At 63.1% G+C, this 23,545-nt stretch carries 22 protein-coding genes; 13 read left to right on the forward strand and 9 right to left on the reverse strand.

Going from position 1 to position 23,545, the window contains the following annotated elements:
* Positions 1-22: 22 nt before the first annotated feature.
* The gene (locus NDI76_RS15610) at positions 23-646 is read right to left on the reverse strand and encodes an RAD55 family ATPase (protein ID WP_310925058.1); all 624 of its coding nucleotides are present in this window, start codon (positions 644-646) and stop codon (positions 23-25) included.
* 538 nt (positions 647-1,184) lie between these two features.
* On the opposite strand from NDI76_RS15610, the gene NDI76_RS15615 reads away from it, so the two are divergent.
* The 3 genes from NDI76_RS15615 to NDI76_RS15625 all read left to right on the forward strand — a co-directional run bounded on the left by NDI76_RS15615 (position 1,185) and on the right by NDI76_RS15625 (position 3,944).
* Entirely contained in the window at positions 1,185-1,598 is a 414-nt protein-coding gene (locus NDI76_RS15615; protein ID WP_310925059.1) for a type IV pilin domain-containing protein, read from the forward strand.
* Positions 1,599-1,600: 2 nt separating this feature from the next.
* Entirely contained in the window at positions 1,601-2,017 is a 417-nt protein-coding gene (locus NDI76_RS15620) for a type IV pilin domain-containing protein (protein WP_310925060.1), read from the forward strand.
* 169 nt (positions 2,018-2,186) lie between these two features.
* Positions 2,187-3,944, forward strand: coding sequence for a DUF7289 family protein (locus NDI76_RS15625; protein WP_310925061.1), 1,758 nt, complete (start codon positions 2,187-2,189; stop codon positions 3,942-3,944).
* A gap of 42 nt (positions 3,945-3,986) precedes the next feature.
* Here NDI76_RS15625 and NDI76_RS15630 read toward each other — a convergent pair whose 3' ends face one another.
* Together NDI76_RS15630 and NDI76_RS15635 are read right to left on the reverse strand one after the other, a co-directional pair.
* On the reverse strand, positions 3,987-5,051 hold the full coding sequence (locus tag NDI76_RS15630) for a saccharopine dehydrogenase family protein (protein WP_310925062.1): 1,065 nt from the start codon (positions 5,049-5,051) through the stop codon (positions 3,987-3,989).
* A gap of 332 nt (positions 5,052-5,383) precedes the next feature.
* Positions 5,384-5,692, reverse strand: a complete 309-nt coding sequence (locus NDI76_RS15635; RefSeq protein ID WP_310925063.1) for a hypothetical protein — start codon at positions 5,690-5,692, stop codon at positions 5,384-5,386.
* Between the two features lie 428 nt (positions 5,693-6,120).
* Between NDI76_RS15635 and NDI76_RS15640 the strand changes: the two genes are divergently transcribed.
* Entirely contained in the window at positions 6,121-7,095 is a 975-nt protein-coding gene (locus NDI76_RS15640; RefSeq protein ID WP_310925064.1) for a mannonate dehydratase, read from the forward strand.
* 49 nt (positions 7,096-7,144) lie between these two features.
* The gene (locus NDI76_RS15645) at positions 7,145-8,185 is read left to right on the forward strand and encodes a mannonate dehydratase (RefSeq protein ID WP_310925065.1); all 1,041 of its coding nucleotides are present in this window, start codon (positions 7,145-7,147) and stop codon (positions 8,183-8,185) included.
* Positions 8,186-8,231: 46 nt separating this feature from the next.
* Here the strand turns inward: NDI76_RS15645 and NDI76_RS15650 are convergent, their stop codons facing one another.
* Positions 8,232-8,996, reverse strand: a complete 765-nt coding sequence (locus tag NDI76_RS15650) for an IclR family transcriptional regulator (RefSeq protein WP_310925066.1) — start codon at positions 8,994-8,996, stop codon at positions 8,232-8,234.
* A 515-nt stretch (positions 8,997-9,511) separates the two neighbouring features.
* A complete protein-coding gene (locus NDI76_RS15655) occupies positions 9,512-10,384 on the reverse strand; it encodes a fumarylacetoacetate hydrolase family protein (protein ID WP_310925067.1) in 873 nt (290 codons plus the stop codon).
* A 262-nt stretch (positions 10,385-10,646) separates the two neighbouring features.
* Between NDI76_RS15655 and NDI76_RS15660 the strand changes: the two genes are divergently transcribed.
* Complete coding sequence (locus NDI76_RS15660) at positions 10,647-11,051, forward strand: PPC domain-containing DNA-binding protein (RefSeq protein ID WP_310925068.1); 405 nt, start codon at positions 10,647-10,649, stop codon at positions 11,049-11,051.
* Positions 11,052-11,113: 62 nt separating this feature from the next.
* Complete coding sequence (locus NDI76_RS15665; protein WP_310925069.1) at positions 11,114-11,878, forward strand: SDR family NAD(P)-dependent oxidoreductase; 765 nt, start codon at positions 11,114-11,116, stop codon at positions 11,876-11,878.
* On the opposite strand, the gene NDI76_RS15670 is transcribed toward NDI76_RS15665, so the two are convergent.
* Complete coding sequence (locus NDI76_RS15670; RefSeq protein ID WP_310925070.1) at positions 11,879-12,943, reverse strand: Ldh family oxidoreductase; 1,065 nt, start codon at positions 12,941-12,943, stop codon at positions 11,879-11,881.
* Between the two features lie 233 nt (positions 12,944-13,176).
* Here NDI76_RS15670 and NDI76_RS15675 point away from each other — a divergent pair, with 233 nt between their 5' ends.
* The 4 genes from NDI76_RS15675 (at position 13,177) to NDI76_RS15690 (ending at position 17,831) form a co-directional block, all read left to right on the forward strand.
* Positions 13,177-14,694 carry an ABC transporter substrate-binding protein gene (locus tag NDI76_RS15675; protein WP_310925071.1) on the forward strand — a complete coding sequence of 506 codons (1,518 nt, stop codon included), beginning with the start codon at positions 13,177-13,179 and terminating at the stop codon, positions 14,692-14,694.
* A 59-nt stretch (positions 14,695-14,753) separates the two neighbouring features.
* Entirely contained in the window at positions 14,754-15,689 is a 936-nt protein-coding gene (locus NDI76_RS15680; protein ID WP_310925072.1) for a carbohydrate ABC transporter permease, read from the forward strand.
* On the forward strand, positions 15,686-16,549 hold the full coding sequence (locus NDI76_RS15685) for a carbohydrate ABC transporter permease (protein WP_310925073.1): 864 nt from the start codon (positions 15,686-15,688) through the stop codon (positions 16,547-16,549). Before NDI76_RS15680 ends, NDI76_RS15685 begins: the two co-directional genes overlap by 4 nt.
* A gap of 133 nt (positions 16,550-16,682) precedes the next feature.
* A complete protein-coding gene (locus NDI76_RS15690) occupies positions 16,683-17,831 on the forward strand; it encodes an ABC transporter ATP-binding protein (protein WP_310925074.1) in 1,149 nt (382 codons plus the stop codon).
* 496 nt (positions 17,832-18,327) lie between these two features.
* On the opposite strand, the gene NDI76_RS15695 is transcribed toward NDI76_RS15690, so the two are convergent.
* Complete coding sequence (locus NDI76_RS15695; protein ID WP_310925075.1) at positions 18,328-19,080, reverse strand: SDR family NAD(P)-dependent oxidoreductase; 753 nt, start codon at positions 19,078-19,080, stop codon at positions 18,328-18,330.
* 306 nt (positions 19,081-19,386) lie between these two features.
* Between NDI76_RS15695 and NDI76_RS15700 the strand changes: the two genes are divergently transcribed.
* Positions 19,387-20,445: a 2,3-butanediol dehydrogenase gene (locus NDI76_RS15700; RefSeq protein ID WP_310925076.1), complete on the forward strand. Its 1,059-nt coding sequence runs from the start codon at positions 19,387-19,389 to the stop codon at positions 20,443-20,445.
* Positions 20,446-20,562: 117 nt separating this feature from the next.
* On the opposite strand, the gene NDI76_RS15705 is transcribed toward NDI76_RS15700, so the two are convergent.
* Together NDI76_RS15705 and NDI76_RS15710 are read right to left on the reverse strand one after the other, a co-directional pair.
* Positions 20,563-21,528 carry an alpha-ketoacid dehydrogenase subunit beta gene (locus NDI76_RS15705; protein ID WP_310925077.1) on the reverse strand — a complete coding sequence of 322 codons (966 nt, stop codon included), beginning with the start codon at positions 21,526-21,528 and terminating at the stop codon, positions 20,563-20,565.
* 3 nt (positions 21,529-21,531) lie between these two features.
* Complete coding sequence (locus tag NDI76_RS15710; protein ID WP_310925078.1) at positions 21,532-22,518, reverse strand: thiamine pyrophosphate-dependent dehydrogenase E1 component subunit alpha; 987 nt, start codon at positions 22,516-22,518, stop codon at positions 21,532-21,534.
* Positions 22,519-22,671: 153 nt separating this feature from the next.
* Here NDI76_RS15710 and NDI76_RS15715 point away from each other — a divergent pair, with 153 nt between their 5' ends.
* On the forward strand, positions 22,672-23,493 hold the full coding sequence (locus NDI76_RS15715) for an SDR family NAD(P)-dependent oxidoreductase (protein ID WP_310925079.1): 822 nt from the start codon (positions 22,672-22,674) through the stop codon (positions 23,491-23,493).
* Positions 23,494-23,545: the final 52 nt, after the last annotated feature.

The following is a 23,545-nucleotide window of genomic DNA, read 5'->3' on the forward strand; positions in this document are numbered from 1 at the left end:
GGACGGCGAGAGAGGAATCGAATCAGACGATGTTTCGACTGACGTCGACGTCGACGTCGGTCGTCAGCGTGAGCTTGATGACGTCTTCGAGCGCCTGCCCGCCCCGGAACTTCGGAACCGTGAGGAAGTTCTCGACGACGTCGCCGCGCCGCTCCGTCGAGAGCTCGAACACCAAGTCAGCGACGTACTCAGTCGTGTCGCGCTGTGACGGGACCCGCCGGCCGTTCAGGCAGTGGAGGAATCCGACCGCGTTCGCCGCGTCGAGACCGTCGCGCAGGTCGTTCAAGAACGACCAGTACCGTGCGGACGGAAGCGCCTCGAACACCTCCATCGGGTCGACGACGAGCGTCGACGCGTCGGGCAGCGCCTCGAGCAATCGGAGGACCATCTCCGGTTCGGTCGGGTCGACGGACGTGACGACGATGTCGTCGCGGGCCCGCCGCAACCCGACCATCGCGGCGTCGACGTCGTCGGCGGCGCGCACCGGACTGACGTACAGCGTCGGCCGAGCCGTTGCGATCTCGTACAGCAGAAGTTCGGACTGGCTGGCGGGAGGTGCCAGCACGGCGGTGAGACTCCCGCGGGGGACGCCACCGCGCAGTTTTCTGTCGAGCAGTTCGATGCCCGTCTCGAATCGATCGGTCATGCGCCGACCTCCGCCGGGGTGCGTGAGTCGTCCCGGTCCCGTCGCATCGTCGTGTTGTCTCGCATGCGTGAGAGGACCTACGAAGAACGTCCGTATTGTTACACATCCGATTCCGTCGGGTAGTGCACCGGTTAGAATCGTGTGAATTGTTCGCGCACGTACGAAGCCACTGGACGGATCGTGCGGTCGAATCAGGCCGACAGCGAAAATCCCGTGTATCGGGGTTGAACGGGATGTAACGACCCATTGAGCGGCGAAAGCCGTGATTGAGGGATGTTAATCAATCACGTACAGCCGCCGCGGTGAGCTAAACGTGTAGTTCTAACAAAATTATAAGTTCAATTACAATGGTGGTATCTGCCATCGAGGGAACCACACCGATGAGCCGAACAGGACGACAACACTCGAACGCGAACTGGGGTGGGGCGCACGGCGTCCACGCCCGGGTGGTAACTGGGGGGCGGGGTCACACCCGCTCGTCTGGGTGCGTTCCGCTGTCGTCTCCGTCCGGCCGTGTGCGGTGTGTAAAAAACCAACCATGAAGCTATTCGAAGCCTTCCGAACGGACAACCGGGCAGTCTCCCCTGTCCTCGGTGTCGCGCTGCTGATCGCCATGACCGTCATCCTCGCGGGTGTCGTCGGCTACGTCGCCCTCGGCGTCGACGCCGACAGCGCGAACGCGCCCAGCGCGAGTCTCAAGTTCACAGAGGAAACTGTGTCCAGTGTCGATAAGGTCTACATGCACCACAAGGGCGGTCCTGTCCTTGATGGCGCTAACGTCGTGGCGAAAGTGGAAGGTACGGGTACTCCCATGACTATTTCAGGGGACGTTGCAACCGGCTCCAAAACAGAAGTCGCGACCGCTGTCGACCCTGGCGATGTTGTCAGTATCGTTTGGCAAGATCCCAACAGCGACCGTGAAGTGCTCCTCGCCGAGTACGTGGTGGAATAAAAATGAAGTTCTTCAAAATCCCTGAGCGGTTCAGCGCGGACGACCGGGCAGTCTCCCCTGTCCTCGGTGTCGCACTGCTGATCGCCATGACCGTCATCCTCGCGGGTGTCGTCGGCTACGTCGCCCTCGGCGTCGACGCCGACAGCGCGGACGCGCCGCAGACAAAGCTCGCCTTCAAGCAGAGCGGTACTGGAGCCGACAACGTTACTGTTACCGTGGTCCACAAGGGCGGAGACAAGCTTGTGGCCGGTGAAGTAGTTGCTAAAACGACGGGCGCTGACGGCGGCGACGTCGGTGTTCTAACCACCGGTGACACGAAGAAATTCGATAACACGAGTCCGAACGACGTCATCACCATCGTCTGGCAGGACCCCGATAGCGACCGCGAAGTGCTCCTCGCCGAGTACGTGGTGGAGTAAACCCCGAACGACCCTTCGACGCACAGCCTTCCGACCGCCTGTTCGCGTGACGCGAACGACATTCGGTCCCACTCATATTACGATGCTACCCAACGTACCCACGCAGCGACAGTTTGATACAGACAGGGGCGGGATCCGACGCCGATTCACTCGTCGCGTCCGACCGTCCGTGAGCGGGACCGAGCGCCGACGAACGCGCGACGACCGGGGGCAGTCCGAGGTTCTCGGATTCATCCTTCTGACGGCCGTCGTCGTCTTCGCGTCGAGCACGCTCGTCGTCTACGGGAGCATGGCCATCAGCGGACAGGAAGACGTCGCCGCCGTCTCCCACGCTGAACGCGGCCTCGACCAGTTCGACGCGCGCGCGAGTCAGGTCGCCCTCGGCGGGTCGTCGGTCCAAGAGGTCGACTTCGCGAACCTCGACAGCCTCGGGCACGCCCACGCCGCCGACGACGGCTGGCTCAGCGTCACTCTCCGTCCCGAGTCTGGCGCGCCGACGGAGGTCGTGAACGAATCGCTCGGGAGCGTCTTCTACCGGCGCGGCGAGACGACCGTCGCGTACCAGGGCGGGGGTATCTGGCGCGCCGACGGCGAGGGGACGGCCATGCTCTCGCGTCCGGAGTTCCACTACACCGAGGGGACGCTGACGATACCCGTCGTCTCCGTCGACGGCGACGCGGGGTTGACCGACCGCGCGTACGTACAGAAGAACGGCGCGCCGACGCGGGCGTTCCCGGACCGGAGCCGCGACCTGCACAACAAACTCGAGAGCGGACGGGTCGTGGTCACCGTCCAGAGCGACTACTACGAGGCCTGGGGGCGGTACTTCGAGGACAGCACGGACGGCGTGGTGACGTACGACCACGACGCCGACACGGTGACGGTGGTCTTCTTCGCGCTACCCGACGTTCGGAAGTACGACGTGGGGATCGTCGCCACCTCCGGGACGGGTGAACTCCGAGTCGAGGGGAACGGAGCTTACGTCGACAGTTACGACTCGACGCAAGGAGACTACGCCGCCACGCAGTCCGCCAACGGGTCGATGCGAATCTCCGGTGACGTGTATACCACCGGTGACTCCCGTATCGAGGGAGACGTCACCTCTGGCGGCATCGTCGACGTCGACGGGAGTTCGGAGATACGCGGCGACGTCCAGTGGACCGACGAACCCGAACCCGACGCGGCGGCGCGGTCGAAGATCAGCGGGACGGTGACGAGGATAGACGGCATCGAGAGCGTCGCTCCGGTCGACAGCTTCGTGCAGGCGTACACGGACCGCATCCGAGCCGACGCCGACAACGACGAGACCCCGTACATCACCGACAATGAACTCTCGATCCCGGGAGCGACCGGCGAACTCGGACCGGGAGACTACTACCTCGAGAATCTCAACCTCGAAGGCGGCGAAACGCTCGTCCTGAACACGACCGACGGAAACGTCAGAGTCGCGGTCCGCGACTGGGTGAATCTCGACGCGGGGAACGTGCACGTCGTGGGCGACGGTACCGCCCACATCGTCGTCGCGAGCGAGGCCACGACGAGAGCGCAAGTGACGGGCGAGGGGTCGAAAGACGTGCACTTCCACGTCGGAAAGTCCTCGAGCGTCCACGTCCCCGGCGAGAAAGCGGACCGACTCGTCGTCTTCGGCCCGAGTCACTTCAGCGCGACCGTCGCGGGGTCGAACGGAAATCCGGCGTCGTTCGACGGCGTCATCTTCGCGCCGGCCGGCGAGACCGGGTCGGGGTACCTCTACGTCAAGCAGGGCGACGTCTACGGCCTCGTCATGACGGGGAACCTGACCGCCGGACAGAACGGCGCAGTCCACTACGACCGCGGCCTCGACAACACGCTGACGGACGATTCGACGCTCTCGGAACTCGAGTACCTGCACGTCTCCGTCCACCGCGTGCTGGTAAAGAGCGCCTGAGGTCCTCCTCGGACTCTGCGGTGTGACGTGAACGCCCCCCGCTTACGCGAGTTCTTCGGTGTCGTCTCGCTCGACGCCGGAGAACTCGAGCACGTAGTCCGCGCCGAACGCCGCACTCGGCGTGTGGAATCCGGCGTCGACGTCACCGTCGAGCACGCGTCCCGCGGCGTCGACGGCGGTCTGTGCGGTGAGGTCGTACGTGTCGGGCGTCCGGAGGCCGGCCGACGCGGTGTCGCCGTCCGCCCCCTCGACTTCGGCGGCGATGCGATTGATGCTCTGTGCGCGTTCGGCCGCGGTCGGGCCCTCGACCACGGCGTCGACCGCCGCTTGCAGGGCCGACTGGAGCGGGTCCCAGCCGAAAACCGGCGCGAATCCGCGAGCCCGCTTCATCGCCGTCTGCGCGTACTCGGGGACCGTCGCGTACGTCTCGACGTTCGGGATACCCGTCGCGTGGTAGGCCGTCGAGACTTCCCCCCAGGGGACGGTCACGGCCGACTTGGTTTCGCCCTCGAACGTGAACTCGCGGCTTTTCCACGCGAGCGGGACGCTCCGAAGCCGCCCGTCCTCGCGGACCGTTCCGGGTTCACCGGCCTGTTCGAGGATGGCTTTCACCGTTCCGGGCGAGAAGGTGCCGAGGCCGTCGATCGCCACGCGGAGGTGGGTCGGGTCCTCGACCCGTTCGGCGAGATAGCTCGTCAGACAGTTCGTCGGCACGACGTCGAAGCCGACGGCCGGCAGAAGCGTGATGCCGGCGTCGGCCGCCTCCTCGTCACGCTGAGCGGTCTCCTCGAGAACGTCGTACCGACCAGCGATATCGAGGTAGTCCGTCCCCGTTTCCAAGCAGGCGTTGAGGAGCGGTCGGGCGGTCGAGGAGAACGGACCGGCGCAGTTCAGGACTGCGTCGGCGTCGGCGACCTGGTTCTCGACGACGTTCGGATGCGTGAGACTGAACGTTCGGTGGTCGAGTCCCAACTCGGTCGCCTGCGTTTCGAGCGGTTCCGCTCGGCGACCGGCCAGTATCGGCTCGAAGCCCCGTTCGACGGCGGTCTCCACGATCAGCGACCCGGCGTAGCCGTACGCACCGTAGAGCAGGAGGTTCTCGGTCACGGACGTGACTTGGCATCGGGGTTCAGATAGGTCTCGTGGCAGAACGACTTCCGGTCCTCGAAGGAACGGGTCGGTCTCCCGCCGTACGCGGTGGCTGTCCGTGAAGACGTGCGACGAACGGCGCGTCTACCTCGACGGAAACGGAACTAACTCCCACACGGTCTCGCAGTTGGGGTGCCTCTGTGCGGTGGGAGTTAGTGCGAATCAGTCTCAGCGGCCGTCAATAATAGCTGTTCCTACGTTCACTCACGCGGCTGTTCCGCCCGATTTGGGACTCCTCGACGGGAACGAACGCGTCGTGGCCGGCGCGGACGCCCGTCGTCTCCGCTCGCTCAGTACAACGGGTCGGGCTCGTCACCGGCCACGGGTTCGACGCCGATCGCCTCGGCGATCGCTTCGAGTTCCGCCTTCGAGAAGTTGCCCTCGTCCGCCGTTTCGACGTTGTCGGCGACGCCCGCGGCGACGCGGATCTGTCGACGCATCGTCTGCGTCGACTCGACCGGCGTGTCTGTCGCGGCGATGTCCAGATGCGCACACAGCGCCCCGAGTTCCTCTTTCGTAAACGGCGCGGTGACGTCTCGTTTGAACCGCCCGACGCCCCCCCGGATTCCGTTTCGGATATCGTGTTTCGTCACGCCCATGCACCCTTCCTCAGCCCGTATCGACAAAGTCGCTGTGACTACCGCGTCGCTATCGGTGCGGTGAGCTAACCCAGACGTACCCGAATCCATTCCTGTATTCGGAACTCGACCCATGTACTGCCTCTTCTTACCGTAGTGCATGCCTATCTCACAGTCAAATAAGGAAACACAGGAATATATCTACTAATATGGGCAGACAACCCCCACAGATAAAAATAGAACCGGCACGATAGTTGTGCTAGCGGAGAGACAGCGATTAGTGACCTACCGCGTGATCGCGACGGGGGCGAGACCGCGTGTAGAGTGTAGTGCTGAGCATCCACAGTCGGTCGTGTACGCTCAGCGGAGGGATATTTTTGACCCATCACCGCACGTAGCCGGCCCCATTCGACGGTGGGTTATTTGATAGCTGCCCGCAGAAGCCACCTATGGTCGAACCAGCACTTATCCTGCCGCCGACCCCGGACGACCGATGGCATCTCGCGACTCAACTGGGCGTCGAGAAAGCCGTCATCCACCCGCTCGAAATCGGCGACGGACGGACTCAGTGGACGTACGACGACCTCTTGGGCTTGGACAACTGGCTCGCGGAGGTCGGATTGGAGTTCGCAGTTCTCGAAGGGTCCGTCCCCATCTCGGACCGCGTGCGCCTCGGTCAACCGGGACGCGACGAAGACATCGAGACGTTCAAACGGTTCCTGCGGGCGTGTGGGTCCGTCGGTATCCCCGTGGTGTGTTACGACTGGATGGTCGGCGTCCGATGGGCGCGAACGCGCGCGCACGTGCCGGCGAGAGGCGGGTCGTACGTGACGGCGTACGACGCCGACGACACGGCGGAGCACCCCCCGACATCAGGGTACGAGGGGGTCGACCGAGCGCAACTCTGGGAGGCGCTCGAACACTTCCTCGCGGAAGTCGTTCCGGTCGCCGAGGAGGCCGGCGTCAAACTCGGGCTCCATCCGGACGACCCGCCGCGTTCGGAACTCAGAGGGATTCCGCGCATCGTCACCTCCGTCGACGCCTACGACCGCGTCCTCGAAAGCTACGACAGCCCGTTGAACGGAATCACGTTCTGTCAGGGCAACTTTGCGGCGATGGGCGCGGACATCCCGGCGGCGATCGAACGGTTCGCCGACCGCATCCACTTCGTGCACTTCCGCGACGTCGAGGGGGACGCGGACCAGTTCGTCGAGACGTGGCACGACGCCGGACCGACGGACATGCTCGCTGCGATGCGCGCCTACGTCGAGCACGTCGACGAGGACGTTCCGATGCGACCGGACCACGTCCCGACGATGGTCGGCGAAGACAACTCGAATCCGGGGTATCACACGAAGGGACGACTGTTCGCCATCGGCTACATGCGGGGGCTGCTCGAAGCCGCGCGCGACGGCGAGCGCTGATCCTCTCGTCGAAGATACGCTTATTCCGTCGCTGCGCGAGTGGACCGTCATGAGTCAGACAGCCGATTCGCCGTTCGACGAACTACCCCTTCGGATCGGACTCGGGCAGTTCAGAGAGCCGACCGACGACCGCCTCCGGTTCATCAAACAACTCGGCGTCGACGACGTATTACTCAACATGTATCGGTACTCGCCCGACTACCCGCACCTTCCCAACGAGGACCGGCCGCTCCTCGCCACCCCCGAGGAGTGGACCGTGGAGGCGCTCGTCGAACTCCGAGAGCGGATCGAGCGAGCGGGGCTCCGACTGAACGCCATCGAGAACGTCCCTATCGCGTTCTACGACCACGTCATGCTGGGCGGCGACCGGCGCGACGAACAACTCGACGACCTCCGACGGATCGTGCGGAACATCGGCGAGGCGGGGATTCCGATGTTCGGCTACCACTGGATGCCGAGCGGGGTGTGGCGAAACGCCGAGGTGGCGGTCAGAGGCGGCGCCCGGGCGTCGGGGTTCGACCTCGACGCGGTCGACGACGACCTCACTCACGGACGGGAGTACGCCGAAGCGGAACTCTGGGAGAACTACGAGCGGTTCCTGCGTGCGGTCCTGCCGGTCGCCGAGGAAGTCGGAGTGAAACTGTGTCTGCACCCGAACGACCCGCCCGTGGACTCGCTCGGCGGCGTCCCGCAACTCTTCCGAAACTTCGAAAACTTCCGGCGCGCGATGGACCTCGTGCCGAGCGACACCCACGGACTGGAGTTCTGTCTCGGCTGTTGGTCGGAGATGGGCGAGGACCTCGAATCCGCGATTCGTTACTTCGGGTCCCGAGGGAAGTTGTACTACGTCCACTTCCGAGACGTTGAGGGGACCGTTCCCCGATTCAACGAGACGTTCGTGGATCAGGGGAACTACGACTCCGCTCGGATTCTCGAACTGCTCGACGACGTCGGGTTCCGCGGCATGGTCATCCCCGACCACGTCCCGCACGTGGAAGGCGACTCCAACTGGGACCACCGGGGTCGCGCGCACGCCGTCGGCTACCTGCAGGGACTACTCGCCATGCACCGCGCCCACGCTGACACCTAGTGGGGCGAGTGCGTTCCTCGAAATACGCGTCCGCCGGCCGACGTTCTCACGCGTAGGTGACGTTCAATTCGATGACGTTGACCGTCTCGAGAAGCTTCTGGGCGAGTTCTTCCTCCAGGTACTCGCCCTGAACGCGGTTCGACGGACCGGAGACGCTCACCGCACCGAGGATGCGGTCGTTGTTGCTGAGAATCGGCGCTGCGACGCATCGGAGTCCGCGGATGCGCTCGCCGTCGTCGAACGCCAGCCCCCGTTCCCTGATCGTTTCGAGTTCTTCGTACAGCGTCTCCCGGTCGGTGATGGTGTTCGCGGTCACGGGTTCGAGCCCGTGAGTATCGAGAATCTCTTCGACTCTCGACTCGTCTAAGTTCGCCAAAATCGTCTTTCCGAGGGCGGTGCTGTGAAGCGGCACGCGCGTTCCGACGTGCGACTCGACGCGGACCGCGTTCGCCCCCCGGGCCCGGTGGAGATACGACCCGCGGCCGTACTCTTCGACCATGAGGTTCGCGAGTTCACCGGTCGAATCGGCCAGCTTGTCCACCTCGGGGGTCGCGATCTCGAAGATGTTCGACCGCTGGCGAGCGTAGGCTCCGTACTCTAAAAACCGAATCCCGACGTGGTACTTCGACTCCTCTTTCACGACGAGTTCTTCTTGCAGCAGCGTGCTGAGGTAGTTGTGAATCGTGCTCTTCGGCATGCCGAAGTGCGCCGCGAGCTCGGTGCTTCCGGCTCCGTCCAGTTCCATCAGCGCATCGAGGATACTGAACGCGATCTCCACCGACTTCACCCCGTTCTTGGCTTTCTGTGTCATACAATCACTAACGATTGCGATAGATATAGCTCTGTGCTATACTGCTGAACGGTCTACGCTAATCGGGAGAATCGTGCGCTCATCACGCCGTCCGTCCACTATTGCCGGATATCGGTTCAGTATCGGCGCGTGCGCCGTCGTTCTCTGCGATGTTCGGCATTGTAGCACGCTGTTCAGGATTCGAGCCGCAAGCGAATTACAGTATTATGTTTGTAATGCCCACTTCGTGACGGGCGTACCGTGTATCGAAACAACCGGCCGGTGGCGGATTTCACATTGTCGTGCGCCTGTTCAGCATTGTGGGACGGGTTTGTTGCGGGAACGACACGATCGTCTCGAAGCGGCTATGGCCGTTGGCATCCAGTACAAGGGGGAGACGGCCGCAGTGGTTCGATTTCGCGTCGGAAGACGCGCAATCCTCCGAAAACTATCTCTCGGCTGCCGCCGCACAGTCCGGTTCTCGGCGAGTGTACTGGCGGATCGGCGCAAAAACCCGGAGGAGAGGGGGACTTCGACTAAACATCCACGACCGGGTTCACGAGCGTGCCGATGTCCTCGATGTCGATAGAGACGACGTCGCCTTCGGCCAGCGTGAACTCCTGCGGGGGAACCAGCGACGTACCGGTCATCAGTACCGCGAGTTCCGGTACCGCGTTGTGGGCGGTGAAGTAGTGGACGAGTTCTTCGTCCGTCCGGACCATCTCGGCCGTCGAGGTCGACTCCGAGAAGACCGTCTCGCCGCTTCGCGCGATCTCCATCGACATCCGAAGGTCGTGCGGGTTCTCGATCGATTCGGCGGCCACCACGCACGGGCCGATCGAGCAACAGCGATCGTAGATTTTCGCCTGTGGAAGATACAAGGGATTGCGTCCCTCGATCGACCTGCTCGAAACGTCGTTGCCGACGGTGTAGCCGACGATTTCTCCTCGATACAGAACCACGGCGAGTTCCGGTTCGGGGACGTTCCAATCCGAGTCGCCCCTGATTCCGACGGCCTCGTCGGGACCGACGGTCCGACTGGGGGTCGCCTTGAAGAAGATCTCGGGGCGGTCGGCGTCGTAGACGTCGATGTAGACCTCCGCCATCGAACTCTCCGATTTCCGCGCCTCTTCGCTGATCTCGTACGTCACCCCCGCAGCCCAGATCTCGTCCGGGACGAGGGGGAGCAGTCGGTCCTCCACGAGCGCTCTGCTCGGGACAGTGTCGGCCGAGTCGATCTGGCGACGAGTGAGTTCGGCCATCGACGCACCGGATACGGACGCGGCCTGCGCGAGTTCACTGAACTCCGTGATACCGGGGTGTGCGGACGTCAAATCGAACACTCCCTCGTCGGTCTCGACCACGAATCGCTGGACGTGTCCCTGCTCCGCTAGCTGATAGTACCGCATACCACCTCATCGCTGGATTTACATAAAACGTTACTGGTAATTTTGCTGACTCTTATCGGGTCGGTGACCTGTTTCGCGGAGTTCGCGAGAGGGGAGGACCGTTCGCAAGACTCTCGCCCTCCGTCAGTGGCTAGTAGAGTCCATCTACCGGGCGTCTGTACGTAGGACTGTTAACGGACCCCACAATCATTATATACTCTCCCGGCAACAGTGAGGCCGTAGGAGACTACCAATGGAAACTTTTGAATCAGACGACGGACACGTGTTCGTACTACTCCAGCCGGGCGATTTAGCCCTCGAATCGATCACCGAGGCGTGTGAGAAACACGACGTCGACTCCGGCGTCGTGGTCTCGGGTATCGGGACGTTCCGGAACCTCAACTTCCACTACGTCCCCACGACCGACTTCCCGGCGGAGAAGGCAAAGCGAAATACGTTCTTGAACTTGGACGGCGCGTGGGAGATCGGGACCATCGACGGCGCCATCGCGGACGGGAAGCCGCATCTTCACCTCGTCGCCTACAACGGCGAGGAGACCGTGGCCGGTCACATTGAGGACGGCTGTGAGGTGCACATCCTGAGCGAACTCGTCATCCGGAAGATCGACGGGCTCGAACTGACCCGAAAACCGAACGAAAAGAACGTGAGCACGCTCCAGCGGCGGTAGCCGCCGGAGACGAACGCCCGTCTCGACCGTCTATGCCGAGGTACTCGAAACCGACCCACACTATGCCTGATTATCCACCTGTTACCGTACGCGGAAAGACCGCAGTCGTCATCGGCGGCACTAGCGGCATCGGAGAGGCCATCGCACTCGCGTTCGCCGAGGACGGAGCGAACGTCGTTGCGACCAGCCGAACCGACTCGGCCGTCGCGGAGACGGCGAGGAAGATCGAATCCTACGGGGCTCGAACGCTCGAACAGTCGTGTGACCTCACCGACCGCGACTCCATCGAGGCGCTCTGCGAGGCGGTCCTCGCGGAGTTCGGGGACGTCGACGTGCTGGTCAACTCCGGTGCGGCCGCCGCGCGCAAGCCGTTTCTCGACCTCGAAGACGCGGAGTGGGACCACGTCCTCGACGTGCTTCTCACGGGCGTCTTCCGCTCGTGTCAGGTGTTCGCGAGAGAGATGACCGAAGGCAGCATCATCAACATCTCGTCGATGTCCGCGGACCTCGCACGCGCCCGGTTGATGCCGTACTGTACGGCCAAATCCGGGATCAACGCGCTGACGCGGTGTGCGGCCCGAGAGCTCGCACCGGACGTGCGGGTGAACGCCATCGCACCGGGGTTCGTGATGACGCCGCTCACCGAAGAAGCGTACGGCGAGGGAACGGCACTCCGCGCCGGCATCGACGAGCGCGCGTTGACCGGCCGCGTCGCCCGCCGCGAAGAGATCGTCGGGTCCGCGGTGTATCTCGCCAGCGACGCGGCGAGTTACACCACGGGAGAAGTGTTGTTCGTCGACGGCGGGTTCACCAGAAACGCCCTCTGATCACCCGAGCGTCGACGGCGCCTCGATTCCGTACTCCGCTCCGATCGCCGTCAGTTTCTCGAAGACGCTCCCGTTGACCGGCACGCCGCGCTCGCGGTTGGCGATGAGCGCTTTCGATTCGATTTCGCCGGGTAACATCACCTCTTCGACCCCGTCCTCCGTTTCGACGGCTTTCAGCCCCTCGATGAACCGGCCGACGTGCTTGAGGAACGCGTCGAGTTCCCTGAAGCGAGCGACGTCAATCGCGAGGTAGAAGTGACCGAGATCCATCGACTGGTCGTACTCGTCGTACAGCGACCCCACGTCGGCGCTGATGTTCGCACCCGACAGCACGCCGCTCAGGAGGTCGACGATAACTCCGAGACAGTACCCCTTCGGTCCGCCCAGGGGTCTGAGCGCCGTAATCTGGTTCGGGTCGGTGGTCGGGTTCCCCTCGGCGTCGACGCCCCACTCCTCCGGCACCGATTCTCCTTTCTCGGCCGCGACGTGGTCGATCTTTCCCATCGCGACGACGCTCGTGGCCATGTCGAGGGTGATGGGGTACTCGAGCGGAGACGGAACGGAGACCGATATCGGGTTCGTTCCGAGGTACGGCTGTTTCCCCCCGAACGGAATCACTTGGGCGGGGACGTTCGTCATCGCGAAGCCGATACAGCCGTGTTCGGCCGCCATCTCGGTGTAGTAGGCCGCGGTCCCGAAGTGGTTGCTGTGTCTGACGACGCCGACCGCGACGCCCGTCTCCGCCGCCATCTCGATGAGCCGTCGCATCGTCTCCGTTCCCGCGCTCTGTCCCGGGCCGTGGTCCGCATCGACGACTAACGCGCTCGGACCGCGTTGATCGAGGGTGATCTCCGGATCCGGATTGTATCCGCCCGCCTCGAGGTGCTCGACGTACGGTTCGAGTCGGGCGACGCCGTGCGAGTCGACCCCGCGGAGGTCCGCACGGACGAGCGCCTTCGCGACGGTCTCACAGTGCGGCGCGGTGAGACCCGCTGCCCCGAGGAGGTTTTCGGCGAACTGTTCGAGTACTTCCGGTTCGAATCGAAGCGTGTCTGCTCGTGTCATTACATTCAGCTCTCCTAAGCAGTATCCTCATATTAAGTGTTGGTATCGTACGGGTCCACGACGAGTCGCTCGCGTCGTGCTGGTGGACGAAGAGACCCACTAGGACGGCTCTGCGTCCACATCCGGTCGGAGTCGGCGCGGCTCTCTGTGCTGAGAAGCGACATGACTGTCCGTACCCAATGATTAATAGATAGGTATATATGCACCAGGAGCAACCGTTATGAACGTGAGTCATGACACAAGATAGCACCTCAAACGGGAGCGGCGGAAACGTGCGTCGGCGACGATTCCTACAGGGAGCGGGCGCGTCGAGCGTCGCTCTAATCGCCGGCTGTGCGGGCAGCGGTGACGGCGGAGACACCGGTAACGGGAACACCGACGGCGGCGACACCGAAACTGACGGCGGCGGAAGCGGCGGGACGACCACCGGTTCGACCGGACCGAAGTACGAGGGTCTCACGATTCGGTACTGGAACCGGTTCCACAACAACTCGGGCAGGGCGTCCGAATCGATCAAGAACGCGATCAGCAGGTTCGAGGACGAAACCGGCGCGACGGTCGAAGTGAACTACTCGGCGGGCGATCCGGGGCAACGTTGGCTCACCCTCGCGCGGGAGGGAGAGCGCCCCCACATCATGGACCAGGTGTCCGGATTCGTCGGACCGTTCGTCGAACTGGGTATCGCCAAGCCGTTCCCGGAGTATCGAGACCTCTTCAGCGACGAACTCCTCGACCGCACGTCGTGGCTGATGGACCCCCTCGGCGAGCAGGCGTACGGTGGCTACGACGGCATCGCTCACGAGTTCAAGTTCAGCAGCGAGCCGCCGCGACTCTTCCTCGCCCGGAGAGACCACTTGGAAGCGGCGGGGCTCGACCCGGAAAGCGACTTCCCGCCCACCGACTTCGAGGACAGCGTTCGCATCGCCGAGGCGCTTCAAGCGGACGGGCCGGGGAAGTACGGCTGGCAGATATACGGCTCCTCGGGCGACGTCACAGACACCTGTACCGAAGACTGGCCGGTCGCACAGGCGGGACAGGAGGGGAAAATCCTGAATCAGGACTGGACGGACACGCAGATCGACGGCGAGCCGATCAAGACGACCTACGAGAACTTCGTCTCGCTTCACGTCGAGCACGAACTCTCTAGTCCGGGGACGGTCTCGATGTCCGACGAGGACGGGACCCAACTCCTCATCAGGGGCGAAGCGAGCATGACGCAGGTGCCCGCCGCGACCTACGCGGACCTGCTCGCCAACGCCGAAGACCAGGTCATGAACGGCGACTTCGTCTTCGGGCCGGCGTGGAAGGGTGAATCCGGGTCGCGAGGGATCACGGGCGGCGACGGCGTCGTCTTCATCAATCCGCCGGACGGCGCGGACGAAGCCCAGTGGGACCGAGCGCACGAAGCGGCCGCCGACCTGCTCGAGAACTACCTCTATCATTCGATGGAGTTCCAGCGAACGATGTTCAGCACCATCGGCGGCGCAAACATCCGCGACGACGTCACCCCCGAGGACATCAGGGCGGCCGTCGACGACCCGGCGGGCTACGACCAAACGCAGATCATCGAGGCGACGAACACCTGCATCACCGACCAGGAGGGCTACTACATCCAGGAGGCGGCTCCCTTCTTCGGACAGATCCAAGGAGAGATCATGCCGGGGTACATCCAGCAGGCGCTCCAGGGGCAGATCACCGCGAGCGAGGCGCTCGACCGAGCCGCACAGGAGGCGCGCGATCAGTTCTTCTGATCTGATCGCCGCGGCCCGCGCGGAATCAGCGATACACAACCCATGACACACCCAACCTCATGTCGACTGTAAGAGTGAAACTGGACGTCGCCAGAGAGCGTCTCGATCACACGCGAGCGGCCTTCAGTCGCGATTGGTTGACGTACAGTATGCTGGCGCCCGTCCTCCTCATCATGGGAGTGCTCGTCTGGGGTTCGCTGCTCGACGGCATCTGGATGAGCTTTCACTCGTTCGACTTCCTCGGTCGGCGGGAGTGGGTCGGCCTCGAGAACTATCAGTACATCCTCGGCTGGGACACGTTCTGGACCTCGGTCAGAGCGACGCTCATCTTCGGACTGGTCACGTTCTTCCAGTTGGCGATTGCGCTGGTCGCCGCCGTCGCGGTGAAACACGCTCGCTTCCGCGACTACATCAGCGCGCTGTTCGTCATCCCGTACACGATTCCGGGCTTGGTGTCCGGGACGCTCTGGGTGTTCATCCTGCACCCTGACCTCGGTCCGATCCTGCCGCTGCTCGTGGATCTCGGGATCCTCGACCAGACGATTTACTGGGGCACGCAAGGCAACACCGCGATGGCCGTAATCATGTTCGCGGCGACCTGGGCGTACTGGCCGCTCGTGTTCATCATCCTCACGGCGTCGCTGGACGGAATTCCCGAAGAGCAGTACGAGACCGCACGCGTCTACGGCGCGAGCAAGGTCCAGGCGTTCTTCCACATCACGCTCCCGCAACTGAAGGGTGCGATTCTCGTCGCCGTCAGCCTGCGAACTATCTACAACCTCACCAAAGTCAGCCAACCGCTCCAGATCACGGGCGGCGGACCCGGCTTCGATACGTCCGTGCTCGGGATTCTCGTCTACCGATTCACCGAGGGCTCACAGCGCTTCGGACTCGCGATGAGCGTCGGCGTGGTTCTGGTGCTCCTGACGATGCTCTTCGTCGTCCCCTACATTAGATCGTTCGAGCGCAACGCCGATACCGGAGGTATGACATGAGACTGAGCATCGACGCCATCAGCGGCTCGCGGTCGGGGCTGCAACTCGAAGACGTCGTCTTCAAGGCCGCGGTGTACGGCGTCATCCTCGCGCTGGTGCTGCTGATCGTGATACCGCTGTTGGTCGTCGTGTCGGTCGCGTTCACGCCGACCAGCGAACTGTTCTCGAATCCGTCCGCGTGGTTCCCGGAGAACCCCACGCTGGAGTGGTGGTCGATCGGATTCGCCGAACTGCAGGAGGGACTCCTCCACAGCCTCGTCATCTCCGTCGGAACCGCGCTCATCGCGCTGGTCATCACGATTCCGGGCGCGTACGTGTTCGGTCGCAAGGAGTTCGTCGGCAAGCAGTTCGTGTTCTACGCGATCATTCTCTCGCTGCTGTTCCCCTCTATCGTGCTCGTCGTTCCGATTACGGCGCGGTGGCTCCAGTGGGGTCTCTACGACTCCTATATCGGTCTCTGGATCGCGTTCCAGATCTTCATCACCCCCTTCGCGATATGGATTCTTCGCGATTACTTCAGCAAGCTCCCCGAGAACTTAGAGGAGGCGGCGCAGGTGTACGGCTGTACCGAGTTCGGTGCGTTCGTCCGAGTCATCCTCCCCATCGCGAAACCTGCGCTCATCGCCGTCGGGTTCCTCGCGTTCCTCAACGGCTGGAACGAGTTCCTGTTCGCCAACCTGCTCACCACGAGCAGCGGGGTCCAACCCGCGATCGTACAACTGTATGCGACCCTGCATTCCGGGCAGGGCGAGAGCATTCCGTGGTCGATGCTGATGGCGCAGGCGCTCATCATCGGGACGCCGCCCGCGATCCTCTACTTCGTCGCGCAGAAGGGACTCAGGGGGGCGTTCGGCCCGTGAACGCCACCTTGTTCGGCCGTCTCCCGAGGCATCACGAGGCGAGCGATTCCGAACGCACGGCCGATCGGAGCGAACGCCACGGACGAAACGCTTATTCGTGTGCTTCGAGACCGATTAGCATGGAGAGATACGTATGAACGAGGTCGTCAGCGACGAATCCGAGCGGAAGGTACGGGACGACACCGGTCGAGCCAGCGAGCCGGTTATCCGAATCACCGACCTCCGCAAGACGTTCGACAACGGTTCGATCGTCGCGTGCGAAGACGTGAACCTCTCGATCAATAACGAGGACTTCGTCGTGCTCCTCGGCCCCTCGGGCTGTGGGAAGACGACGACGCTGCGGTGTATCTCCGGGCTCGAACTCCCCGACAGCGGCGAAGTCATCATCGACGGGATCGACATGACCGGCGTCAAGCCGAAAGACCGGAACCTCGCGTTCGTCTTCCAGAGCGTCGCGCTGTTTCCCCACAAGAGCGTCCGGGGGAACCTCCAGTTCGGTCTCGACATGTCCACGAAGCTCTCGAAAGCCGAGAAGAAAGAGCGCGTCGAGGATATCGCGAAGATGCTGGGCATCGAGGACAAACTCGACCAGAAGCCGAGTTCGCTCTCGGGCGGCCAACAGCAGCGCGTGAGCCTTGGACGGGCGATGGTCATGGAGCCGGCGGCGTTCCTGCTCGACGAACCGTTCTCGGCGCTCGACGCGAAGCTCCGAAAGCGGATGCAGACGGAGATCAAAGAGCTCCAAGGGCGTCTCGAAACGCCGATGGTGTTCGTCACGCACGACCAGGAGGAGGCGATGGCGATCGGCGACAGGATCGTCATCATGGACGGCGGAATCATCCAACAGATCGGCTCCCCGTACGAGGTGTTCAACGAACCGGTGAACCAGTTCGTCGCGGAGTTCATCGGCTCTCCCTCGGTCAACGCCATCGAGAGTCGCCTCTCGCGGTCGCCCGACGGGTTCGTCCTCGAAAACGACCTGTTCTCGCTCCCGCTCGACGCCGAACTCCCCGCCGCTCTCACCGACGGCGAGCCGGTGACGTTCGCCATTCGACCGCAGTATATCCACGTCGCACAGCCCGGCGAAGAACTGTTCTCCGGAACCGTCAAACTCGTCGAGCCGCAGGGCGACCGGGATACGATCTATCTCGACGTGGAGGGGCGCGAGATTCGAGCGGTCGTGCCGCAGAACACGGTTACGCCGGAGCAAGAAGCGCTCTCCCTGACGATCGAACAGGACAAGTTCTGGATATTCGACGAGTCGGGAGGCCGACTTCACTGAGCGTCGATGCTCGGAGACGTCGGCGCGAGGTCTCTCGAACGAGCCGTTGGGCCGTTCTCTTCCGTCTTCTGAGAAAGGGGGCTTAGCACCTCGATGCAGCTACATACAGTAACCCTGTCCCGTAGGTGTACTTGTATTCGTGCCACGTATCGCCCGGTGGAATCAAGTAGGTGTGTTAGTGGCGTATATACAAGCGAATTGGGACGGAGAGGCAGTTCAGAGAGGAGTATAAACACACAATCAACTATCAAGAATCATCGCGAAAAATTCGGCTGTCGGGAGACGAACCGATGGGTAGGAGCCGGCGACGCCGCTCCTCACGGCTTCGATACCACGTCGGATTCCTCCTCAGACAGGATTCGCGGTCGACTGCGTTCGGGTGGGAGGGTACTCGCACAGGCTTTCTCGGCGCTCCGCGCAGAAGTTACGCAGTGTCGCCTGACGGGCGAACCTGGTCGTCGCCTGCTGACCGTCGCCGCAGCACTCGGTAGCCACCTCAGACGTAGCCGGCGTCGACTTTTATCGGACGCCCGGTCACGTACGACGCGTCGTCGCTGGCGAGGAACGCGACGCACGCGGCGACCTCTTCGGGTTCGCCCCATCGGTTGAACGCCGTCCGCATCGGGGCTTGCTCTCGCATCTCGTCGCTGAACCACGTCCGGGTCATCTGCGTGTCGATGAGTCCCGGACAGATCGCGTTGATCCGGATCCCGTACTCGCCGAGTTCCGGAGCGACCGACTCGGTGAAGTGAAGAACGGCCGCCTTCGTCATCCCGTACGTCGTGATGTTCGAGGGAAGCCATCCCGCCATCGAAGAGGTGTTGACGATGGACCCGCTCCCCTGTTGTTCCATGATGGGAAACACGGCGTGACAGCCGTTCCAGACGCCTTTGACGTTCACGTCGATCAGTTGGTCGACGTGATCCGGTTCCGTCTCGGTGAATCCCTGCATCTCTCCGATGCCCGCGTTGTTGAACAACACGTCGACGCTTCCCAGTTCGTCGTCGGCTTCCGCCAACGCGGCGTCGAACTCGTCTACGTCCCGCACGTCGAGTTCTCGGAAGTACGCGTTTCCGCTCGCGTCCTCGTTTTCCTCGTTGATCTGTCGAACCGTCTCCTCGCCGCCGTCGACGTCGACGTCGGTGACGTACACGTCCGTCCCTTCCTCGGCGAGTCGGTGCGACGACGCTCGACCGATACCCGATGCTCCTCCGGTTACGACCGCTGACTTGCCGTCCAATCCGCGCATACAGTGTTCGTGTCGTTAGACTGGGATAAAAACCTATGCTATAGAATATGATGGATCACGCTCAGGTCTGTCTGGGTGCTTTCGACATCTACTGCTCGTTACAGGTAGTAACCAATAATTTCTATAACTACCTTTTCGTTCATACAATAGATTTTTATTTACGTACCGTGATATCTATGTGGCTTGCTACCAAACACGAGCCGTGAAGCGGCCGGTTAGACACTTCACTACTAGTATTGTAACGGTTTGCGTCCCTATCTGTAGGTAAAAATTATATAGGATCCCGTCCGAACCGCGTGTGTACCAATGCAAGTAGCGAAGCTATACGGCACGGAAGACATCAGGGTGATCCGAGAGGACGAACCGAGGCTCGAACCCGGGACCGTTCGAGTGGATATCTCGTACACGGGCGTCTGTGGCTCGGACGTCCACGAGTACAAGATCGGACCGGTGCCGATTCGCGCGGAGGATTCGAACCACGAGATTCCCGAGTCCGAGTGGGACGAGTATCTCCCGAAACCGATGGGCCACGAGATAGCCGGGGTCGTCTCGGAAGTTGGCGAGGGGGTGGACGGCGTCTCCGTCGGAGACGAAGTGGCACTGAACGTCCTCCTCTCCTGCGGGGAGTGCCGATACTGCGAAGTCGGGAAACCGCAACTCTGTACGGCGTTCGACGGAACCGCCGTCGGAAGTCCGGGGTTCGCCGACAACATGGTCGTCCCCGCGGCGGCGACGGTTCCGGTTCCGGACGGCGTCTCGATTCGTCACGCCGCGCTTGCCGAACCGCTGAGCGTGTCGGTGCACGCTGTGAGACGCTCTCGAATGCGGGTCGGCGACACCGTCGCCGTCTTCGGAGCGGGACCCATCGGACTCGGTATCGTCGACGCGGCACAGAGCGCGGGCGCCGACCGGATACTCGTGAGCGAACCGCGCGACGCGCGCCGGGATATCGCGAGCGAACTCGGTGCGGACGTCGTCGTCGACCCCCGGGAGGAAGACCCGACGGCGCGGTTCAAGGCTGAGACGGAGGGCGGCGTCGACGTCGGATTCGAGGCGGCGGGTATCAGCGAGACGCTCACGCAGACGCTTCGCTCGACGAAGTACGACGGTACCGCGGTCGTCGTGAGCGTCTTCGAGGACGACGCGCAGTTCCACCCGAACGACATCATGCAGGCGGAGCGAACCGTCGTCGGATCGTTCGGCTACACCGACGAGTTCCCGATCACGCTCCGGATGATGGCTGACGGACGACTGAACCCGGAGGCGTTCGTCACCGGGACGGTCGAACTCGAGGACGTCGACAGCGCCTTCCGGCAACTCGTCGATCCCGACAGCGAACACGTCAAGATACTCGTGGAACCGTAACGGGGTCGACGCTCGCGGCGTGGGCGTTCGGAGCACGGACGGAGAACGGAGGCACAACGGGCCACACGAGCCCTCGTCCACCGCGCGGGAACCGCGCTCGGGAGAGGTGAGTCCGGATCAGAACACCGACTCGATGCCGGCTTTGATACGGTCGGCGCTCGGGAGCACCTCCTGCTCTAACACCGGACTCACCGGGATCGGAACGTCCTTCACGCCGATGGTCTTCGGCGGCGCGTCGAGGCTGAAGAAGTTGTTCTCGACGATTTCGTTGGCGATGTGCCCCTGCGTTCCGTAGCGTTCGACCGTCTCGTCGACGACGACGAGTCGTCCCGTCTTCTCGACGCTCTCGGCGATGGTGTCGGTGTCGAGCGGTGCGAACGTCCGCGGACTGACGAGTTCCACGCTCACGTCGAGGTCGGCCGCCGCCTCCCTGGCCCGGTGGAACATCAACTGCGTCGCCACGACGGTGACGTCGTCTCCCTCCTGTTCGACCGCCGCCTCACCGAGCGGTAGCGTGTACTCCTCTTCGGGAACTTCGCCCTTCGCCTCGGTGAGCATCTTGTGGGGGAGGAAGAACACGGGGTTGTCGTCGCGGATGGCGCTCTTGAACAGCCCTTTCGCGTCGTACGGCGTCGTCGCGGTGACGACGACCCACCCGGGGACGTTGCCGATCCACGAGTGGACCGATTGGGAGTGTTGCGCGCCGGCGCCGACGCCGGCCCCCGAGGGGGCGAATATCGTCAGCGGCGCTTTGAGGTCCCCGCCGCTCACGTACGGCTGTTTCGGGATTTGATTGAACATCTCGTCGCCGGCCGTGGCGGCGAAGTCGGCGAACTGCAGTTCTGCGACCGGTCGAATCCCGCCGACGGCGGCTCCGAGCGCCATCCCGGCGATTCCGATCTCCGACAGCGGGGTGTTCCTGACGCGGTCCCGCCCGTGGGTCTCCCACAGACCGGCCGTCTCGCCGAAGTTGCCGCCGAACTCCTGGACGTCCTCGCCGAAGAGGATGACGTCTTCGTCCCGTTCCATCTCCTCGCTGATCGCCTCCGCGATCGCCTCGATGTATGTTATCTCTCTCGTCATCGGTTACTCCTCCTGTCCGTACAGCGGCAGCCGGTACACGTTCTTGTAGGCGTCCTCGGGTTTCGGGTCGTCGCTGTTCTTGGCGAAGTCGACGGATTCTTCGACCTCTTCGCGGATCGTTTCGAGTCTGTCTTCGATCTCCTGTTCGGTGACGACGCCGCTCTCGAGCAGCCGTTCTCGGTGGTTCTTCACCGGGTCCTTCTCCTCTTTCGCGACTTCGAGTTCCTCCGGGTCCCTGTACGACTCTTTGTCACCCTCGAAGTGCGGGCCGAGTCGCACCACGTTGCACTCGATGACCGACGGTCCGTCCCCGTTTCGCGCCCGCTCTATCGCCCCGGAGACCGACTCGTAGACCGCCTCCACGTCGCTGCCGTCGATGCTCTCGTTGTGCATCTTGTGCGGGATGCCGTAGTCGGAGAGGTGATCCGGTGCGAGGTCCGAAGAGGGCGTGGAGATGGCCCACTGGTTGTTCTCGATGACGAACACGACCGGTAGGTTCCAGTACGCTGCGAACACCAACGCCGTGTGGAACGAACCCCGACTCGTCCCGCCGTCGCCGATGGTCGTCACGGCGACGTTGTCCGTTCCTTTCACGTCCTCGGCAAGGGCGAGTCCGACCGCCGGGTTCTGGCCGGAACCGATGGTGGCCGCGTGGCCGTACAGCTTCCGTTCGACGTTGGAGACGTGCATCTGCCCGCCGTATCCCTTGTTCGACCCGGTCGATTTCCCGTACAGTTCGGCCATGATTTCACCGAGGGGGACGCCCTTCGCGACGTACTGACCGACGAGTCTGGCGCCGCCGACGGCCAACCAGTCGTCGTCCCCCATCGCCAACCCCATGCCGGCGTGGTTCCCCTCGTGTCCGCGGTCCAAGTGGACGAATCCCGGAAGGTCGCCCGCTTGGAAGCGCGATTTGATCTCGTCTTCGAACTCCTGAATCCGGAGCATCTCCCAGAGGAGTTCCTTCGAGGTATCTTCGTCAACTGTCATTATCTACCACGCACGAATCTCCACCGTGACTAACTATAAAACTATCCCAGCGAACGACTCCATAACCGGGTTGTACCCTTCGGTGAAGCAAGCGTCTGCGCTTGACACCGAAAAGAGGAGAACGTTTATCACGATAGATTGTCACATGGTGGTATGGATCTCGTTAGCAATAGTGCCATCGTGACGGGGGGTGCGCGAGGTATCGGCCGCGGCGTCGCCGAGGCGTTCGCGGAGCACGGCGCGTCGGTCGTCCTCGCCGATATCGACGAGGAGGCGGCCGAAGAGACCGCGGCGGAGATAACCGAGTCGTTCGAGGGCGAAGCGGTCGCCGTCCAGTGCGACGTGACGGACGCCGACAGCGTCGAGGCGACGGTCGACGCGACCGTCGAACGATTCGGGGACGTCGGAATCTTGGTGAACAACGCGGGTGCGGCGGAACTCGCGCGCACCTGGGAGATGTCCGAATCCGAGTGGCGGCGGACGATAGACGTCTGTCTCAACGGCCCGTTCCTCTGTACGAAGGCGGCGCTCGGCCACATGCTGGAAGGAGATGACCACGGAGACGGCAGGGGCGCAATCGTCAACGTCAGTTCCCTCAACTACCTCGCCGCGACCGACGGACTCCCTCACTACTCCGCGGCGAAGGCGGGCCTCAGCCAGTTCACCAAGGTGGTCGCCGCCGAGGCCGGCCGGCACGGAATCCGCGTCAACGCCGTCGCCCCCGGATCCACGCGGACGCCGATGACCGAGGGGAACGGACTGCTGGAGGGGCGGATGGGCGAGGAGTTCGTGGAACGGACCCCGCTGGGTCGCATCGGCGAACCCGAGGACGTGGCGAAGGTGGTCACGTTCCTCGCGTCGGACCAGGCGCAGTGGGTCACCGGCGAGACGATCTGCGTCGACGGCGGCCAGCACATCCGGGGGCTTCACAGCTACTGGGATACGCTGGAAGAGATGGGTCTCTTCGAGGAGTGAGGTCGGAACGCGGCCCCACGCACGCAAGGCTTTTCTGAAGTGCGAGTGACTC

Source organism: Halogeometricum sp. S1BR25-6 (assembly GCF_031624495.1).
GTDB lineage: Archaea > Halobacteriota > Halobacteria > Halobacteriales > Haloferacaceae > Halogeometricum > Halogeometricum salsisoli.

Coding starts and splice junctions, on each gene's coding strand:
- NDI76_RS15670 (WP_310925070.1), bottom strand. CDS start 12,943: ATGACACGAGCAGACACGCTTCGATTCGAACCGGAAGTACTCGAACAG.
- NDI76_RS15650 (WP_310925066.1), bottom strand. CDS start 8,996: ATGACACAGAAAGCCAAGAACGGGGTGAAGTCGGTGGAGATCGCGTTC.
- NDI76_RS15655 (WP_310925067.1), bottom strand. CDS start 10,384: ATGCGGTACTATCAGCTAGCGGAGCAGGGACACGTCCAGCGATTCGTG.
- NDI76_RS15645 (WP_310925065.1), top strand. CDS start 7,145: ATGAGTCAGACAGCCGATTCGCCGTTCGACGAACTACCCCTTCGGATC.
- NDI76_RS15680 (WP_310925072.1), top strand. CDS start 14,754: ATGTCGACTGTAAGAGTGAAACTGGACGTCGCCAGAGAGCGTCTCGAT.
- NDI76_RS15710 (WP_310925078.1), bottom strand. CDS start 22,518: ATGACAGTTGACGAAGATACCTCGAAGGAACTCCTCTGGGAGATGCTC.
- NDI76_RS15620 (WP_310925060.1), top strand. CDS start 1,601: ATGAAGTTCTTCAAAATCCCTGAGCGGTTCAGCGCGGACGACCGGGCA.
- NDI76_RS15715 (WP_310925079.1), top strand. CDS start 22,672: ATGGATCTCGTTAGCAATAGTGCCATCGTGACGGGGGGTGCGCGAGGT.
- NDI76_RS15690 (WP_310925074.1), top strand. CDS start 16,683: ATGAACGAGGTCGTCAGCGACGAATCCGAGCGGAAGGTACGGGACGAC.
- NDI76_RS15615 (WP_310925059.1), top strand. CDS start 1,185: ATGAAGCTATTCGAAGCCTTCCGAACGGACAACCGGGCAGTCTCCCCT.
- NDI76_RS15610 (WP_310925058.1), bottom strand. CDS start 646: ATGACCGATCGATTCGAGACGGGCATCGAACTGCTCGACAGAAAACTG.
- NDI76_RS15705 (WP_310925077.1), bottom strand. CDS start 21,528: ATGACGAGAGAGATAACATACATCGAGGCGATCGCGGAGGCGATCAGC.
- NDI76_RS15640 (WP_310925064.1), top strand. CDS start 6,121: ATGGTCGAACCAGCACTTATCCTGCCGCCGACCCCGGACGACCGATGG.
- NDI76_RS15685 (WP_310925073.1), top strand. CDS start 15,686: ATGAGACTGAGCATCGACGCCATCAGCGGCTCGCGGTCGGGGCTGCAA.
- NDI76_RS15665 (WP_310925069.1), top strand. CDS start 11,114: ATGCCTGATTATCCACCTGTTACCGTACGCGGAAAGACCGCAGTCGTC.
- NDI76_RS15675 (WP_310925071.1), top strand. CDS start 13,177: ATGACACAAGATAGCACCTCAAACGGGAGCGGCGGAAACGTGCGTCGG.
- NDI76_RS15635 (WP_310925063.1), bottom strand. CDS start 5,692: ATGGGCGTGACGAAACACGATATCCGAAACGGAATCCGGGGGGGCGTC.
- NDI76_RS15695 (WP_310925075.1), bottom strand. CDS start 19,080: ATGCGCGGATTGGACGGCAAGTCAGCGGTCGTAACCGGAGGAGCATCG.
- NDI76_RS15700 (WP_310925076.1), top strand. CDS start 19,387: ATGCAAGTAGCGAAGCTATACGGCACGGAAGACATCAGGGTGATCCGA.